The 16,618-nt window shown below is 60.7% G+C and carries 11 protein-coding genes; 10 read left to right on the top strand and 1 reads right to left on the bottom strand.

Annotated elements, in window-relative coordinates:
• The first annotated feature begins 6 nt into the window (after positions 1-6).
• From nuoI to I6L44_RS08020, 9 genes are all read left to right on the top strand, one after another.
• Positions 7-549 carry an NADH-quinone oxidoreductase subunit NuoI gene (gene nuoI, locus I6L44_RS07980; protein ID WP_005351100.1) on the top strand — a complete coding sequence of 181 codons (543 nt, stop codon included), beginning with the start codon at positions 7-9 and terminating at the stop codon, positions 547-549.
• A gap of 10 nt (positions 550-559) precedes the next feature.
• Positions 560-1,111 carry an NADH-quinone oxidoreductase subunit J gene (nuoJ, locus tag I6L44_RS07985; protein ID WP_005359828.1) on the top strand — a complete coding sequence of 184 codons (552 nt, stop codon included), beginning with the start codon at positions 560-562 and terminating at the stop codon, positions 1,109-1,111.
• On the top strand, positions 1,108-1,416 hold the full coding sequence (gene nuoK / locus I6L44_RS07990; protein ID WP_005337247.1) for an NADH-quinone oxidoreductase subunit NuoK: 309 nt from the start codon (positions 1,108-1,110) through the stop codon (positions 1,414-1,416). The genes nuoJ and nuoK overlap by 4 nt, the downstream gene beginning before the upstream one ends.
• Positions 1,413-3,260, top strand: coding sequence for an NADH-quinone oxidoreductase subunit L (gene nuoL / locus I6L44_RS07995; protein WP_216953927.1), 1,848 nt, complete (start codon positions 1,413-1,415; stop codon positions 3,258-3,260). The genes nuoK and nuoL overlap by 4 nt, the downstream gene beginning before the upstream one ends.
• Positions 3,261-3,358: 98 nt before the next feature.
• The gene (gene nuoM, locus I6L44_RS08000; protein WP_216953928.1) at positions 3,359-4,903 is read left to right on the top strand and encodes an NADH-quinone oxidoreductase subunit M; all 1,545 of its coding nucleotides are present in this window, start codon (positions 3,359-3,361) and stop codon (positions 4,901-4,903) included.
• Positions 4,900-6,363: an NADH-quinone oxidoreductase subunit NuoN gene (gene nuoN / locus I6L44_RS08005; RefSeq protein ID WP_216953929.1), complete on the top strand. Its 1,464-nt coding sequence runs from the start codon at positions 4,900-4,902 to the stop codon at positions 6,361-6,363. Before nuoM ends, nuoN begins: the two co-directional genes overlap by 4 nt.
• A gap of 181 nt (positions 6,364-6,544) precedes the next feature.
• Positions 6,545-7,669, top strand: a complete 1,125-nt coding sequence (locus I6L44_RS08010; protein ID WP_216953930.1) for an FIST signal transduction protein — start codon at positions 6,545-6,547, stop codon at positions 7,667-7,669.
• A 2-nt stretch (positions 7,670-7,671) separates the two neighbouring features.
• Positions 7,672-9,102, top strand: coding sequence for an HD domain-containing phosphohydrolase (locus I6L44_RS08015; protein WP_216953931.1), 1,431 nt, complete (start codon positions 7,672-7,674; stop codon positions 9,100-9,102).
• A gap of 16 nt (positions 9,103-9,118) precedes the next feature.
• The gene (locus I6L44_RS08020; protein WP_254203392.1) at positions 9,119-10,660 is read left to right on the top strand and encodes an HD domain-containing phosphohydrolase; all 1,542 of its coding nucleotides are present in this window, start codon (positions 9,119-9,121) and stop codon (positions 10,658-10,660) included.
• 72 nt (positions 10,661-10,732) lie between these two features.
• On the opposite strand, the gene purL is transcribed toward I6L44_RS08020, so the two are convergent.
• Positions 10,733-14,656: a phosphoribosylformylglycinamidine synthase gene (gene purL / locus I6L44_RS08025; RefSeq protein ID WP_216953933.1), complete on the bottom strand. Its 3,924-nt coding sequence runs from the start codon at positions 14,654-14,656 to the stop codon at positions 10,733-10,735.
• A gap of 149 nt (positions 14,657-14,805) precedes the next feature.
• On the opposite strand from purL, the gene mltF reads away from it, so the two are divergent.
• The gene (gene mltF, locus I6L44_RS08030) at positions 14,806-16,290 is read left to right on the top strand and encodes a membrane-bound lytic murein transglycosylase MltF (RefSeq protein WP_216953935.1); all 1,485 of its coding nucleotides are present in this window, start codon (positions 14,806-14,808) and stop codon (positions 16,288-16,290) included.
• The last annotated feature ends 328 nt before the right edge of the window (positions 16,291-16,618 follow it).

Raw genomic sequence — 16,618 nt, forward strand, 5'->3', positions numbered from 1 at the left:
CTCAATATGAAAATTGTTAGCATTATTCAGGGTGTCGGCACCCAGTTACGCAGTCTGGCCATGGTCTTCTCCCATGCCTGGCGGCCCCGTGAAACCCTCAACTATCCGGAGCAGGCAGTCTATGCGGCCCCCCGCTACCGCGGTCGCATCGTGCTGACCCGCGACCCCGACGGGGACGAGCGTTGCGTAGCCTGCAACCTCTGCGCAGTTGCCTGCCCGGTCGGCTGCATCTCGCTGCAAAAATCCGAGCGGGATGATGGCCGCTGGTATCCGGAGTTCTTTCGCATCAACTTCTCTCGCTGCATCTTCTGCGGCCTGTGTGAAGAGGCTTGCCCCACCACCGCCATCCAGCTGACACCGGATTTCGAGATGGGTGAGTATCGCCGCCAGGATCTGGTGTACGAGAAGGAAGATCTGCTGATCAGCGGGCCCGGCAAATACCCGGACTACAACTTCTATCGCATGAGCGGGATGGCCATCGACGGCAAGCCGAAAGGGGATGCCGAAAACGAAGCCAAGCCCATCGATGTCAAGAGCCTGCTGCCCTGAGGAGTCAATCATGGAACTGGCATTTTATGCCTCGGCCCTGGTGGCCATTTACAGCACGCTGCGGGTGATCAGCACCAGCAATCCCATGCATGCGCTGCTCAATCTCATCATCTCCCTCATCGCCGTGGCCATGATCTTCTTCTGCCTGGGTGCCGCCTTTGCGGGCGCCCTGCAGGTGATCGTCTACGCCGGCGCCATCATGGTGCTGTTCGTGTTCGTGGTGATGATGCTGAACCTGGGGAGTGCCCAGGCGCAGGAGAAAAAGTGGCTCACCCCCATGACCTGGGGGGGCCCAGCCCTGCTCTCGCTGATCCTGCTGGGCTTTCTGGCCCACGGCATTCTCGGGGTGACCGGCGGCCTGATCGGAGTGACCGAGGTGACCGCCAAGCAGGTGGGTGTCGAGCTCTTTGGCCCCTATGTGCTGGCGGTGGAGCTTGCCTCCATCCTGCTGCTGGCTGGTCTGGTAACCGCCTATCACCTGGGTCGGGAAGAGAAGAGCGGTGAAGTGCTCTCCGTCCCCCGCACAGCATCCCGCTCTGCACAAGAAGGAGGTCAGCAATGAATGGAATCCCTATGGAGCACGGCCTCCTGCTGGCCGCGGTGCTCTTCTGCATCGGCTTGTGCGGTCTGCTGATCCGCCGCAACCTGCTCTACATCCTGATGAGTATCGAGATCATGATGAATGCCTCGGCACTGGCGTTTGTGGTGGCGGGTAGCCGCTGGGCCCAGGCTGATGGCCAGATCATGTATATCCTGGTGATTTCTCTGGCGGCAGCGGAGGCCAGTATCGGCCTCGCCCTGTTACTGCTGCTCTATCGTCGTTACCACACCCTGAACGTGGACACTGTGAGCGAGATGCGCGGATGAGCCTCTTATATCTGACTTTTCTATTTCCGCTGCTGGGATGGCTGGTGTTGGCCTTCTCCCTCGGCCGGTTTGGTGAGCGTACCTCGGCGCTGATCGGGGTAGGCTCCATTGGCCTGTCGGCCCTCACTACCCTGTGGGTGGGCATCGACTTTCTGGGCAACCCGCCCGAGGGGGGCGTCTATGTCCAGCGCCTGTGGCAATGGATGGCGGTGGGCAACTTTACCCCAAGCTTCTCGCTGGCACTGGATGGCCTGTCGCTGACCATGCTGGGGGTGGTGACCGGGGTCGGTTTCTTTATCCACCTGTTCGCCTCCTGGTATATGCGCGGGGAAGAGGGTTACTCCCGCTTCTTCACCTACACCAATCTCTTTATCGCCAGCATGCTGTTTCTGGTGCTGGCCGATGACCTGCTGTTTGTCTACCTCGGCTGGGAAGGGGTAGGGCTGTGCAGCTATCTGCTGATCGGCTTCTACTACAAGGATCGCAAGAACGGAGCGGCGGCCCTCAAGGCATTTGTCGTGACCCGGGTGGGTGATGTCTTCCTCGCCATCGGTCTGTTTATCCTCTATCGGGAACTGGGCACCCTCAATATCCACGAGCTGCTGGTTCGTGCCCCGACCCTGTTTGCCGAGGGCTCCCCTGCCCTGTCGCTGGCCTGCCTGATGCTCCTGGGCGGCGCGGTCGGCAAATCAGCCCAGCTGCCGCTGCAAACCTGGCTGGCGGATGCGATGGCAGGCCCGACCCCTGTCTCCGCGCTGATCCACGCCGCCACCATGGTGACCGCCGGTGTCTACCTGATTGCCCGTACCCACGGCCTGTTCTTGCTGGCGCCAGAGATCCTCCATCTGGTCGGGCTGGTTGGCGCCATCACGCTAGTGCTGGCAGGCTTTGCCGCGCTGGTTCAGACCGATATCAAGCGGATCCTCGCCTACTCCACCATGAGCCAGATTGGCTACATGTTTCTGGCACTGGGTGTCGGCGCATGGGAAGGGGCCATCTTCCACCTGATGACCCACGCCTTCTTCAAGGCGCTGCTGTTCCTCTCCGCCGGTGCCGTGATCGTTGCCTGCCACCATGAGCAGAACATCTTCAAGATGGGTGGCCTGCGCAAGAGTTTGCCGCTGGTCTACGCCTGCTTCCTGGTGGGGGGCTCGGCGCTGGCGGCGTTGCCGCTGGTCACTTCCGGTTTCTACAGTAAGGACGCCATCCTGTGGCAAGTAGAAGCCTCTGGCCAAAGCGCGCTGCTGTGGGCCGGTCTGGTAGGGGCATTCCTCACCTCGCTCTATACCTTCCGGCTGATATTTATCGCCTTCCATGGCAAAGAGCAGACCAAAGCCCATGCGGGCCACGGTCTGGCTCACCATCTGCCGCTGCTGGTGCTGCTGGTGCTCTCTACCGGCATTGGGGCTCTTATCACCCCACCACTGGCAGGTGTACTACCTGCAGGCCCGGGGGACCATATCGAAGAGGGTCGCCATGCACTGGAGATCACCTCCGGCATCATCGCCATCGCAGGCATTGTGCTGGCCGCATTTCTGTTCCTTGGTGAGCGCCGGCTGGCCACATCCATTGCCAACAGTGCGCCGGGTCGTCTGCTCAGCACCCTCTGGTTCAACGCCTGGGGCTTTGACTGGCTCTATGACCAGCTGTGGGTCAAACCCTATCTGCTGGCGACCCGTCTGGTCGGGCAGGATCCGCTGGACTGGATGATGGGCCTGCCCGCCTGGTTTGCCCTGCGTGGCAACCAGCTGCTGGCCTGGACCGTGACCGGCAAGTTGCGCTGGTATGCCGCCTCCATGGGGATCGGCGCCGTGCTGGTGCTGGCGCTGTTGCTGCTGGGGTAACGCGATGAACAACCGGACAATCATACAGCCGGGCTGTTTGCTCTCCCTGATGGAACAGGGAGCGCAATCTCATATGAACTTGAACGAGAGCTGATACCGTGACCTTACTCTGGATCTTGCTAATTCCTTTTATCGGCGGCTTGCTCTGCTGGCAGATGGAGCGTCTCGGCGGGCAGTTTGTCCGCTGGGTAGCCCTGCTCTCCATGAGCGCCAGCCTGCTGCTCTCCTGTGCCATCTGGCTAAGTGGTGATTTCTCCCTTGCCACGACCGGCCTCGACAGCGCGGGCGTCTCCGGTGCTGCCTCCGCCTGGGCCGCCGAGTGGCGCCTGCCGTGGATCCCCCGCTTCGGCATCTCTTTGCATCTGGCTGTGGATGGCCTGTCGCTCTTGATGGTGATGCTCACCTGCTTTATCGGGGTACTGGCCATTCTCTGTTCGTGGAAAGAGATCGTGCAGCGCATCGGCTTCTTCCACCTCAACCTGCTCTGGATCCTGGGCGGCGTGCTCGGGGTCTTTATGGCGCTGGACCTGTTCCTCTTCTTCTTTTTCTGGGAGATGATGCTGGTCCCCATGTACTTCCTGATTGCGCTCTGGGGCCACTCGGTCACTGACGGCAAATCACGGATCAACGCCGCGACCAAGTTCTTTATCTACACCCAGGTTTCGGGCCTTATCATGCTGGTGGCCATCATCGGGCTGGTGCTGACCCACCAGCATGCCACCGGTGTCTTCACCTTCAACTATCTGGATCTGCTCAATACCCCGATGAGCAAGGGCGTTCAGTGGCTACTGATGCTGGGATTCTTTATCGCCTTCGCGGTCAAGATGCCGCTGGTGCCGCTGCACGGCTGGCTGCCGGATGCCCACAGTCAGGCGCCGACTGCAGGCTCGGTGGATTTGGCAGGTATTTTGCTCAAAACCGCCGCCTACGGTCTGCTGCGCTTTGCCTTGCCGCTCTTCCCCGAAGCATCCGCCGAGTTTGCTCCCTACGCCATGGTGCTTGGCCTGATCGGGATCGTCTACGGTGCCATCGTGGCCTTTGCCCAGACCGACATCAAACGGCTGGTAGCCTACACCAGCATCTCCCACATGGGCTTTGTGATGATCGCCATCTACTCGGGTAGCGAGCTGGCCCTGCAGGGCGCCGTGGTGCAGATGATCGCCCACGGTCTCTCCGCAGCCGGCCTCTTTATCCTCTGTGGTCAGCTCTACGAGCGGTTGCACACCCGGGATCTGCGCCAGATGGGCGGCCTGTGGGGACGCCTGCGCTATCTGCCCGGCGTGATGCTCTTCTTCTCGGTGGCGTCGCTCGGCATGCCGGGCACCGGCAACTTTGTCGGCGAGTTCCTGATCCTGGTCGGCAGCTTCCAGGTTGCCCCTGTCATCACGGCAGTCGCCACCTTCGGTCTGGTACTGGCCTCGGTCTACTCCCTCATCATGTTGCAGCGCGCCTGCTTTGGCCCCGCCAAGGATGAGAGCATGCTCAAGGGACTGGATCGCCGCGAGCTGACCATGATGATGGTGATCGCGGGCCTGCTGGTTCTGCTTGGCCTCTATCCCCAACCCGTGATTGACACCGCCAGCAGCAGCCTTATCAACGTGCTGCACTGGTATCTGCTGCCGACTGCTGGAGCCCTGCAATGACTTTCTCCGCTTCCCAACTGCTGGCACTGCTTCCCCTGCTGTTGACCACCGGGGCCATGGCGGCCCTGATGCTGGCCATCGCCTGGCGCCGCTGTGTCACCACCGCCTTTACCGTGACCATTGTTGGCCTCAACCTTGCTCTGTTCTCGCTGCCCATCGTGATGGCGCAAGGGGATCAGGGGGTCACCCCGCTGCTGCAAGTGGACAGTTACGCCGTCTTCTACATGGGGCTGGTACTGATCGGCGCCCTGGCCACCTGTACCTTCGGCCAGTCGTGGCTGAAAGCCTATCCGGATAACCGGGAGGAGTTCTTCCTGCTGCTGCTGATCGCCACTGCCGGTGGTCTGGTGCTGGCCTGCTCCCGTCACCTCGCCTCTCTCTTTATCGGGATCGAGATGCTGACCCTGCCAATGTTCGGTCTGGTGGGTTACGCCTACCGCGAGCGCCACTCGCTGGAAGCCGCGGTGAAATACATGGTGCTCTCTGCCGCCGCCACCGCCTTCCTGTTGTTTGGCATGGCGCTGCTCTATGCGCAGGCAGGCAGCCTGAGCTTTGCAGCCCTGGGGCAGACCCTGGCCGAGAGCCCGGCTCACCATCCGCTGCTGATGGGCGGTTTGGGGTTAATGCTGGTCGGCTTGGCCTTTAAACTCTCCCTGGCCCCCTTCCACCTCTGGACCCCGGATGTCTACGAAGGTGCCCCGGCACCGGTCGCCACCTTCCTCGCCACCGTCAGCAAGGTGGCGGTCTTTGCCGTGCTGCTGCGTTTCTATCTGGCGGTACCGGCGGCGAGCGATCCCATGATCCACTGGCTGCTGGCAGCCATGGCGGTCATCTCCATCCTGGTCGGCAACCTGCTGGCCCTGGTGCAGACCAACATCAAGCGGATGCTGGGTTACTCCTCCATCTCCCACTTCGGCTACCTGCTGGCGGTGATCGTGGCGAGCCGATTCGGCCAGATGCCGGTGGAAGCAGCCGGAGTCTACCTGCTGATGTATCTGTTCACCAGCCTGGGTGCCTTTGGGGTGGTGAGCATGATGTCGAGCCCCTATCGCGGCAAGGATGCCGACTCCCTGCACAGCTATCGCGGTCTGTTCTGGAAGCGCCCCTATCTGACTGCCGTACTGACGGTGATGATGTTGTCACTCGCGGGCATCCCGATGACCCTCGGCTTTATCGGCAAGTTCTACCTCATCGGCGTCACCGTCGAGGCGCAGCTCTGGTGGCTCTCCGGTGCCATCGTGCTCGGCAGCGCACTGGGTCTCTACTACTACCTCAAGGTGATGGTGACCCTCTATCTGCGCGAACCGGGTATGCAGCAGCGGGATGCCAGCGCCGACTGGGCACTCTCCTCCGGTGGTGTGGTAGTGCTGCTCTCTGCAGCGCTGGTGGTGTTGCTGGGGCTCTATCCCCAGCCGGTCATCAGTCTGGTACAAGGGTTCCAGCAGGTGGTGTTGCAGTAACCCGGCTCATTTCCCTTCAAAACCGGCCCATGTGGCCGGTTTCTTTTTTATGTGGATTGCCTGCTGGCAGAGACCCTTTTGTGTTGGCATCTCACACCCCGTGCAGCCGTTGGTCTCGTCCGGTATTCATCCAACCCCCTTGCTGATATATTGATGACTGGCAGGAATGGAGTTCCGAGCGATGATGCAGCCTACTTTTCATCAATTTGATGCGCATCCACTGGCCGATGCATTGCTTCCCTATGAGGGGCAACGACTCGATGTGTTGCTAGCCGAGCGGGATGCCGCACGCGTTGCCGATCTGCAGCAGCAGTGTCAGCGCCTCAACATTCAACTCTGCGGCGCCATCTTTCCACGCCTTGTCAGTCGGCACGGTTTCCACGAAAGGGGGGCTTGGCTGTTGCCCCGACCAGCATCCCACAATCCTCTGCTGCTCTCGCTCTCCCCTACAGCCAGTGCCGATACACTGGCCGATATCATCTGCGAGCAGTTGGCGTCCCGACTGGCAGAATGGCCGGACACCGAGAAGGTTCCCACCCTCTTTCTCACCTTTGACGCCATGCTCCCCAATATTGCAACCCTGCTCGAGGGGATCTATCTAAGGCTGGCGGACAGGGTCAACTATGCGGGTGTCAATGCAGGTAGCGGCCAGTTCACAGCCATGCCCTGCCTGTTTGACACCCAGAGATTGCTGGGGCATGGGGTCAGCTGTGCACTGCTCTCACCCCACAGTCCCCCCTTGCTGGAGCACGGCTATCAACTCACTGCCCAGCCCATGCTCGCCACCAGCAGTGAAGGCAACAAGATCTCCTTTATCGACTGGGAGCCGGCTTTTAGCCGCTATCAATCCCTGATCCGGCAGCAGTTCCAGCAAAACCTCACACCAGAGCAGTTCTATCGGTACGGTGTACATTTGCCCTTGGGGTTGCTGCGAGCCAATGGCGATGTGATCGTGCGGATCCCGGTCGCCGTTACCGACGAAGGTGCCCTGCTCTGCGTCGGAGAGGTGCCTGACCACAGTATTCTCACACTGCTGAAAGCCCCGGAAAGCCCCACAGAGCACGCTGTCGAACTGGCCGAAAAGCTCGGCCGGCACGGTACACCCGAGCGCCTCGAGATCTATTACTGCGCCGGCCGTCAGCAGCACTTCGGCGAACAGAGCACCCTGGAGCTGGAGACCCTCTTTAGCCACAGCGGAGCCCACGAGCTGGTCGGGGCCCTCTCTCTTGGCGAGATAGGAAGTGTAAGGCCGGGGGATTACCCGCTCTTTCACAACGGTGCCATCCTCTGTCTCAGCGAGGGTTAGCAATGAATAACGATCACGCCATGGCCATTGTCTGCGATCTCGCCCTCTGCATCGGTCGGGAGGTCACACTCGATGCCCTGCTCACCAAAGTGTTGCAGCGCTTTATGTTTCACTGTGCCACACCGGTTGGTGTGGTATTGCAGCAGCAACGGGAAGGATATGAGCTGCTCAAGGTCATTGGTGATGATCAGCTATCCCGGCACAGTGGCTCGCTGCTCTCCTTGCCTGCCTGGATTGTTGAAGGTGACCAATGTGCGCTGCAAACGACCTTGCCTCTCCCCGGTGGCCGACCGTACCACTTTGCCTATCGGCTCAGGGTTGACGGGGGATATCTCATCTTGCTGCTGGCCCCCCAACCCCAGCAGCACACAGTGCCGGTCTGCCATCTGTTCAGCCCGGTGCTCGGTAATCTGGCGCGCGCCATCCAGTTGTGCAAGGACAGCGAACAGCTCGCCAGGCGCCAGCAGGCCGAGCTGGTCGACATGCAGCGCCTCAACGAATCCCTGCTCAAGGCCATTCCCATCCCGGTGTTCTACAAGGATGTCGAAGGGCGCTTTCTCAGCTGCAACCCGGCCTTTACCCAGGTCACCGGGATCAGCAAGGCCGAGCTGCAGGGGAAGCGGGTGGACGAAATCCTGCCCCCGGAGATGGCGGATGAATATACCCAAAGGGACATGGAGGTGCTGCGCAGCAGGCAGCCGCAATATTTTGAACACACGCTGTTTGATCGCAGCGGCCACCGTTACCAGGTGCTCAACTTCAAGGATCTCTTCTATGACCATCAGGGCGAGGTGGCCGGAATCATAGGGGCACTGGTCGACATCACCCATATCAAGGAGAGCGAGCAGCGCCAGCGCACCCTGCTGTTTCAGACCATCGCGGCCCTCTCCTCCGCGATTGCCCACAAAGATCCGGTCACGGCAGGACACGAACGGCGCGTGCATGATCTCGCGCTGGCTATAGGTCAACAGCTGCAACTGCCGCAAGAGCAGTTGGATGGATTGGGTCTTGCGGCCATGGTGCATAACATCGGCCTGCTGCAGATCCCGGCGGAGATCCTCACACGCCCGCGGGAACTGAGGCCGGTTGAGTTCGAACTGATCAAACAGCATCCGGACACTGGCCACGAGATCCTGCAACAGATTGACTTCCCCTGGCCCATCACCACCATAGTGATGCAGCACCATGAAAATCTCGATGGTAGCGGCTACCCACAAGGGCTACAGGGGGATGCGATCTCGCTGGAGGCGAGGATTATACGGGTCGCCGACTCCCTGGCCGCCATGACGGCCCACCGTCCGTTCCGGCGTGCCCTCTCTCTCACCGATGCGTTCGCCGAGCTGACGCGCTATGCCGGTGTGCATTACGACGAACAGGTGGTCGATGCCTGTTTCGCCGTCTGGCAAGCGGGCTACCGCTTTACTACCACCTGACTCTGGTTGCACCAAGATGATGTTAAAAGATCTACCGCCATCCATTCAGCCACCGGGCGTCAGCTCTCACCCCACCGCAGCCCTGCTCCATCAGGTGATGGAACAGCTGCCCTATCGCGTCCTGTTGAAAGATACCCGTTCACACTTCATCGCCTGCAACCGACTGCTGGCCGACGATCTGGCCCTCACCCCGGCCGAACTGGTTGGCAAGTGCGATGCCGATTTTTTCCCGGCCGAGCTGGCCCAACGCTACCGGGATGACGATCTCCAGGTCATGGCCAGCGGCACAACCCGGCATCACGAAGAACCCTATCTGAAAGGGGGTGAAGACCGCTGGCTCAGTACCACCAAGTTTCCCCTGTACGATGAGCTGGGCAAGGTGATCGGTGTCGCTGTCTTTTTCGAAGATATCACCGACCAGAAACAGCAGCAGGAGCGTCTCCAGCAATATACCTGGACGCTGGAAGCAATAACCCGCGCCCACCATGCCATGCTCAAGCAGGGGGATGAACAGACACTACTGCAGGAGATCTGTGATGCCATCACTTTCGATGGCCGTTTTCCCCTGGTGACCGTACTGCAGACCGCTGATCAGAACAGAGTACAGATCCTGGCGCAGGCAGGTCAGGCCGTCTGGTTTGCCAGCGATAACTGGCTCACCCGGGACGCAGCCCTGATCAGTGCAATCAGTTCAGGCGAGATGCGCAACGAAGCACTTGGCACCGAACTGGTCCACCACTCCGCCACCTTGAGGGGACGGCTGCTGCTGCCATTGCAGTGGCAAGCCACTGTGCCAGGCGGACTGCTTATTCACAGCACGCAGGCCAGAGCCTTCACCGATGAGGAGGTGCATCTCTTCAACGGACTGGCCGACTACCTGACCTATGGCCTGCAGGCACGTCGAACCCAGCAGGCCTATCTTGCCGCCCAGCGTGAAAAAGCCATGCATGCCCGCCAACTGGAGCTGGCCCTAGAGGATGCGCTGGGAGCCATCGCTGCCGTGCTGGAACAACGCGATCCCTACACCGCCGGACACCAGAAGCATGTCGCTACCCTGGCGCTGGCCATCGGCCGAGAACTGGGGTTGGGTGATAAACCGCTACGCGGTCTCTATCTGGGCGCCATGGTGCACGATATCGGCAAAATCCAGGTCCCTGTCGAGATCCTCACCAAACCGGGCAAACTGACCCCCCAGGAGTTCAATCTGGTCAAGGAGCATCCGACAGCGGGTTATCTGGTGCTCAAGGATATCGCCCTGCCCTGGCCCATAGCCCGGATGATCCACCAGCACCACGAGTATCTCGACGGTTCCGGCTATCCATCAGGGTTAAAAGGCGAGCAGATCCTGCTGGAAGCGCGCATTCTCACGGTCGCCGATATAGTGGAGTCCATGTCATCGGATCGTCCCTACCGTGCTGCCCTGGGGATTGCGCAGGCCCGAACCCATATCATGGCCATGCGGGGAGTCCAGCTGGATGAAGCCGTGGTCGATGCCTGTCTGCGTATTCTGGATCGGGGAGAGTTTACCCCTCATGAACTTGGCCACGGCCAAACCTGATCGACAGAGCCCATATTGAAAAACCGGCCAAATTTGGCCGGTTTCTGTTTTTATGCGCTGGCGCAGTCGCGATTAACCCAGACGAACCCGGGCGTTGCGGAACATCCGCATCCAGGCGCCGTCCTCGCCCCAGTTGTCGGGGTGCCAGGAGTTGGCCACGGTGCGGAACACCCGCTCCGGGTGCGGCATCATGATGGTGGCGCGTCCATCGGTGGTGGTCACGGCGGTGATACCATCCGGCGAGCCATTCGGGTTGGCCGGGTACTGCTCGGTCACGCTACCACGGTTGTCGACAAAACGCAGCCCTACCAGACCGCTCTGCTGCAGTGCGCTCAGGTGAGCGGCATCGCGCACCTCGACACGCCCTTCCCCGTGGGAAACGGCAATCGGCATCACCGAGCCTGCCATGCCGGCGAAGAAGGCGGACGGGGACTCCTGCACTTCCACCAGGCTGAAGCGCGCCTCGAAGCGCTCGGAGCGGTTGCGCACAAAGCGCGGCCAGAGATCGGCACCCGGGATGAGATCCCGCAGGTTGGACATCATCTGGCAACCGTTGCACACGCCCAGCGACAAGGTATCGCCGCGTTCGAAGAAGCGCTGGAACTGCTCGCGGGCGTTGTCGTTGAACAGGATGGACTTGGCCCAGCCTTCGCCCGCCCCCAGCACGTCACCGTAGGAGAAGCCGCCACAGGCCACCAGGGTCTGGAACTCCTCCAGCTTGATGCGACCGGAAAGAATGTCGCTCATATGGACATCGACCGCCGCGAAACCGGCACGATCGAACGCCGCCGCCATCTCCACATGGGAGTTGACACCCTGCTCGCGCAGCACGGCCAGACGGGGGGAGACCCCACGGGCAATGTAAGGTGCGGCCACATCTTCGGCCGGGTTGAAGCTGAGCTTGGCCTGCAAGCCCGGATCGGTGGCGTCCTGACGGGCCGCGTGCTCCTGATCTGCGCACTCGGGGTTGTCGCGCAGGCGCTGCATCTGCCAGCTGGTCTCGCCCCAGATGGTGCGAAGGGCGGTGCGGCTGGCGCGATAGACCTCCTGACCGCTCCGCTGCAGGGTGATGAGATCCCCTTCGCGCACGGTACCGAGCACATGGGAGCAAGCCGCCAGGCCGTGACCGGCCAGCAGGGTCATCACAGTCTCTTTGTCTTCACGACGCACCTGGATGACGGCGCCCAGCTCTTCATTGAACAGCGCCGGCAGCAGCTCGCCACCGATGCGATCGAGCTGGATGTCGAGGCCGCAGTGACCGGCAAACGCCATCTCGGTCAGGGTGACGAACAGGCCGCCGTCGGAGCGGTCGTGATAGGCGATCAGTTTGCGATCAGCCACCAGCGCCTGAATGGCGTTGAAGAAGCCTTTGAGCTGAACCGGGTTGTCGAGATCCGGCGCCTTGTCACCCAGCTGGCGATAGACCTGCGCCAGCGCCGAGGCGCCGAGGCGCTGTTTGCCGTTGCCAAGGTCGATGAGGATAAGGTCGGTTTCACCGAGATCGGTACGCAGCTGCGGCGTGACTGTGTTGCGCACATCTTCGACCCGGGCAAAGGCGGAGATGAGCAGGGAGAGCGGCGAGGTGACGCTGTGCTCCTTGCCATCCTGCTGCCAGCGGGTCTTCATGGACATGGAGTCCTTGCCCACCGGAATGGTGATGCCAAGGGCCGGGCAGAGCTCCTCGCCCACCGCTTTGACCGCCTCATAGAGACCGGCATCTTCACCCGGGTGACCGGCAGCGGCCATCCAGTTGGCGGAGAGCTTGACCCGCTTCAGCGACCCGATGTGGGCCGGTGCCAGGTTGGTGAGCGCTTCCGCCACCGCCATGCGAGCGGAGGCGGCGTGGGAGAGCAGCGCCACCGGGGTACGCTCGCCCATGGACATGGCTTCGCCGTGATAGCTGTCGTAGGTGGCAGCGGTGACGGCGCAATCGGCCACCGGGATCTGCCAGGGGCCAACCATCTGGTCGCGGTTGACCAGACCGGTCACACTGCGATCGCCGATGGTGATGAGGAAGGACTTCTCCGCTACGGTCGGCAGACGCAGTACCCGTTCGGCCGCCTCGCCGAGGGTGATGCCATCGAGTTGGAGCGCTTTGCCTTGTGCAGGCAGGGTCACCACATCGCGATGCATCTTGGGGGTCTTGCCCAGCAGCACGTCCAGCGGTAGGTCGATGGGGTGGTTGTCAAAGTGCTCATCCGAGAGAGTGAGATGCTTCTCTTCGGTGGCGGTACCGATGACGGCATAGGGGGCGCGCTCGCGCTCGCACAGCGCCTTGAACAGCGGCAGCTTCTCCTTGGCCACCGCCAGCACGTAACGCTCCTGGGATTCATTGCACCAGATCTCGAGCGGGCTCATGCCCGGCTCGTCGTTCGGGATGGCGCGCAGATCGAATCGACCGCCGCGATCGCCATCGCTCACCAGCTCCGGCATGGCGTTGGAGAGGCCACCCGCCCCCACATCGTGGATAAAGACGATAGGGTTATCGTCCCCCAGTTGCCAGCAGCGGTCGATCACCTCCTGACAGCGGCGCTCCATCTCGGGGTTATCGCGCTGCACCGAGGCAAAATCGAGATCTTCGGCCGACTGGCCGGAGGCCATGGAGGAAGCCGCACCGCCGCCCAGACCGATGTTCATCGCCGGGCCACCCAGTACGATCAGCGCAGCACCGACCGGGATCTCCCCTTTCTGGACGTGTTCGGTGCGGATGTTGCCGATACCGCCCGCCAGCATGATGGGTTTGTGGTAGCCACGCACCTCGACGCCATTGTGGCTCGGCACCTCCTCTTCGAAGGTACGGAAGTAACCCAGAATAGCCGGACGGCCGAACTCGTTGTTGAAGGCGGCGCCGCCGAGCGGCCCCTCTTGCATGATGTCAAACGCGCTGACGATGCGGCTCGGCTTGCCGAAATCCTGCTCCCAGGGCTGCTCGAAGCCAGGGATGCGCAGGTTGGAGACGGAGAAACCGACCAGACCCGCCTTGGGCTTGGCACCGCGACCGGTGGCACCCTCGTCGCGGATTTCGCCGCCGGAGCCGGTGGCTGCGCCCGGGAACGGGGAGATGGCGGTCGGGTGGTTGTGGGTCTCCACCTTCATCAGAATGTCGACCTGTTCCTGATGATACTGGTACTCGCCGTTGGCCGGGCTCGGGAAGAAGCGGCCCCCCTGGCTCCCTTCCATCACGGCAGCGTTGTCTTTATAGGCAGAGAGGACATGATCCGGCGTCTGCTCGAAGGTGTTCTTGATCATCTTGAACAGCGACTTGGGCTGCTGCTCGCCATCAATGGTCCAGTCGGCATTGAAGATCTTGTGACGGCAGTGCTCGGAGTTCGCCTGGGCGAACATATAGAGCTCGATGTCGTTGGGGTTGCGACCCAGCTTGGTGAAGTTCTCCACCAGATAGTCGATTTCGTCGTCGGCCAGCGCCAGACCGAGCGCCACGTTGGCTTCGGCCAGGGCTGCTCGACCACCTCCCAGCACATCCACCTGGGTGAAGGGGCGCGGCTCGTGGTGAGCAAACAGGGCGGCAGCTTCGCTCATCTTGGCAAACACCACTTCCATCATCCGATCATGGAGCACGGCGGCAATGGTGCTGCGCTGGGCGGCACTCAGCTCACCCTGCCCCTTGATGGTCAGGTAATAGGCAATACCACGCTCCAGCCGCTTGACCTGTTTCAGGCCGCAGTTGTGGGCGATGTCGGTTGCTTTGGAAGACCAGGGGGAGATAGTGCCGGGGCGGGGGGTAACAAGAAACAGCTGACCGCTGGGGGTGTGTTCGGGGATGGTCGGGCCGTAGCGCAAGAGCTGGCCCAAGGTCGCTCGCTCGGGGGGAGAGAGGGGGCTTGTCAGCTCGGCAAAGTGCACATACTCGGCATAGACATCCTCTATCTCTACTCCGCTCTCTACTCCACTCTCGTTTCTCATCTGTGCGAAGCGTTGCAGCAGTTTTTGGACACGAAAATCAGACAGTGCTGGGGCACCACGCAAGATATCCATATGACCTTTCTCACCAAGTTTTAAAGTGGGGGGGAATTGAGACGCGCGTATTATAGGGATCTGGCTCACAGCGGACAAACGTTTTTCTCACTTCGAGCAGTGTGACTCTGCGCACACTCTCTGGTATAAAGGTGCCTCTTTTTTGACAAATGCCGATTTTTTCAACAAAGGTACTCACCTACTTGCGCTGCATTTTTCGACTGTTTATCGGGCTGTTGTTGACGCTGACGCTGGTTGGCTGCGACTTCTATACCCCCTCCAGCCAGCTGGAGCAGATCCGCCAGCGAGGCGAGATCCGGGTTGGCACCATCTATGGTCCCACCTCTTATTACCAGCGTGACGACCTCGCCCAGGGGTTCGATTACGAGCTGGCACAAAATTATGCCGACTGGCTGGGGGTGACACTCACCATCATCCCGGTCAACACCACTGACGAACTGGTTACACTGCTGAAAAAGGGCAAAGTCGATCTGGCGGCAGCCGCCATCATGGTCACACCGGAACGTCGCGAGCTGTTTCGCTTCGGCCCAGGCTTCTACCAGGTCTCTCCCAAACTGGTCTACCGTAACGGCAAGCCCAAGCCGGCCTCATTGAACGACATAAAAGGCAAGCTGATGGTGGCAGCCGGCTCCACCGGGGAAGACCTGCTCAAAGAGATGAGCAAAGAGAATCCCAAACTGACGTGGAGCACCAGCCATAACGCCGATGTTGAGGAGCTGCTCAAGCAGGTGGTGGATGGCAAGATTGACTACACGGTGGTGCAGGATACCGTACTGGCACGCAGTCAGCGCTACTACCCCGAGCTCACCGAAGGGCTGACCCTGGCCCAGAAGCAGACTGTTGCCTGGGCCATGAGCAAGCTGCCCGATGACAGCCTCTACGCCAGCGTCATCGACTTTTTCGGTCAGCGATTTATGGATGGTGCCATCGCAAAGCTGGACGAGAAGTACTTCGGCCACGTGCAGAACTTCGACTTTGTCGATACCCGTACCTTCCTCAAGCGCGCCAAGAGTCTGCTGCCCAAGTACCAGCCGCTGTTCCAGACCCATGCCAAGAATATCGACTGGCGTCTGCTGGCCGCCATCAGCTATCAGGAGTCCCACTGGGACCCGCAGGCCCGCTCCTACACCGGCGTGCGCGGCATGATGATGCTGACCGAGCCCACTGCCAAGGCGATGGGGGTCAACAACCGGCTTCATCCGGAAGAGAGCATTAAGGGTGGCTCCCTCTATCTGCAACAGATGATGGAGAAGGTGCCGGATTCGGTGCCCGATGACGAGAAGGTGTGGTTTGCCCTCACCGCCTACAACATCGGTTACGGCCACATGATGGATGCCCGCCGCCTGACCAAGGATCTGGGAAAGAACCCCGACGCCTGGAGCGACGTCAAGGATGTGCTGCCTCTGCTGCAGCAAGCACGCTGGCATCGCAAGGTGCGCTACGGTTATGCCCGCGGCAGCGAAGCGCGCAACTATGTCAACAACGTGCGTCAGTACTACCAGAGCCTGCTCTGGCTCGATAACGAGCAACAGAAGGCCCACCAGCGGGAGAGTCTCGACAACGACAGCGAGCCGGAGATCGCCGAGCGCCCGACTATCATCGCCGAAGTGGTCAATCAGATCACCATGCGCTAACCAGCCATTATTCGGCTGTCTTCACACAAACTTCTCTGTTACCATCGATTCACATCGGAGCCTATCCGAAATCGCATTGTTTTCATTATGTTGAGAGATTAAATAACAGCAATTTCGGATGGGCTCCATCAATGACCCAAGGCCGGGACGGCCACCTGAGTTGGGAGGAGACCAAGATGCAAAAACGTAGAAAAATCAGTCTGGTCAGAAAAGCGAAGTGCAGCTGGAGCCCCAGACGCAAACTCAAGCTTAATGACATCAAGCGCAACCTGTGGCGCAGAAATCGATCCTATACCCTGCTTATTGCAGAGCTCACAGCATAAACCCG

The organism is Aeromonas sp. FDAARGOS 1414 (genome assembly GCF_019047065.1).
In the GTDB taxonomy this organism is placed as follows: Bacteria; Pseudomonadota; Gammaproteobacteria; order Enterobacterales; family Aeromonadaceae; genus Aeromonas; species Aeromonas veronii_A.

Coding starts and splice junctions, on each gene's coding strand:
- I6L44_RS08010 (WP_216953930.1), top strand. CDS start 6,545: ATGATGCAGCCTACTTTTCATCAATTTGATGCGCATCCACTGGCCGAT.
- nuoN (WP_216953929.1), top strand. CDS start 4,900: ATGACTTTCTCCGCTTCCCAACTGCTGGCACTGCTTCCCCTGCTGTTG.
- I6L44_RS08015 (WP_216953931.1), top strand. CDS start 7,672: ATGAATAACGATCACGCCATGGCCATTGTCTGCGATCTCGCCCTCTGC.
- purL (WP_216953933.1), bottom strand. CDS start 14,656: ATGGATATCTTGCGTGGTGCCCCAGCACTGTCTGATTTTCGTGTCCAA.
- I6L44_RS08020 (WP_254203392.1), top strand. CDS start 9,119: ATGATGTTAAAAGATCTACCGCCATCCATTCAGCCACCGGGCGTCAGC.
- mltF (WP_216953935.1), top strand. CDS start 14,806: ATGCCGATTTTTTCAACAAAGGTACTCACCTACTTGCGCTGCATTTTT.
- nuoL (WP_216953927.1), top strand. CDS start 1,413: ATGAGCCTCTTATATCTGACTTTTCTATTTCCGCTGCTGGGATGGCTG.
- nuoI (WP_005351100.1), top strand. CDS start 7: ATGAAAATTGTTAGCATTATTCAGGGTGTCGGCACCCAGTTACGCAGT.
- nuoJ (WP_005359828.1), top strand. CDS start 560: ATGGAACTGGCATTTTATGCCTCGGCCCTGGTGGCCATTTACAGCACG.
- nuoK (WP_005337247.1), top strand. CDS start 1,108: ATGAATGGAATCCCTATGGAGCACGGCCTCCTGCTGGCCGCGGTGCTC.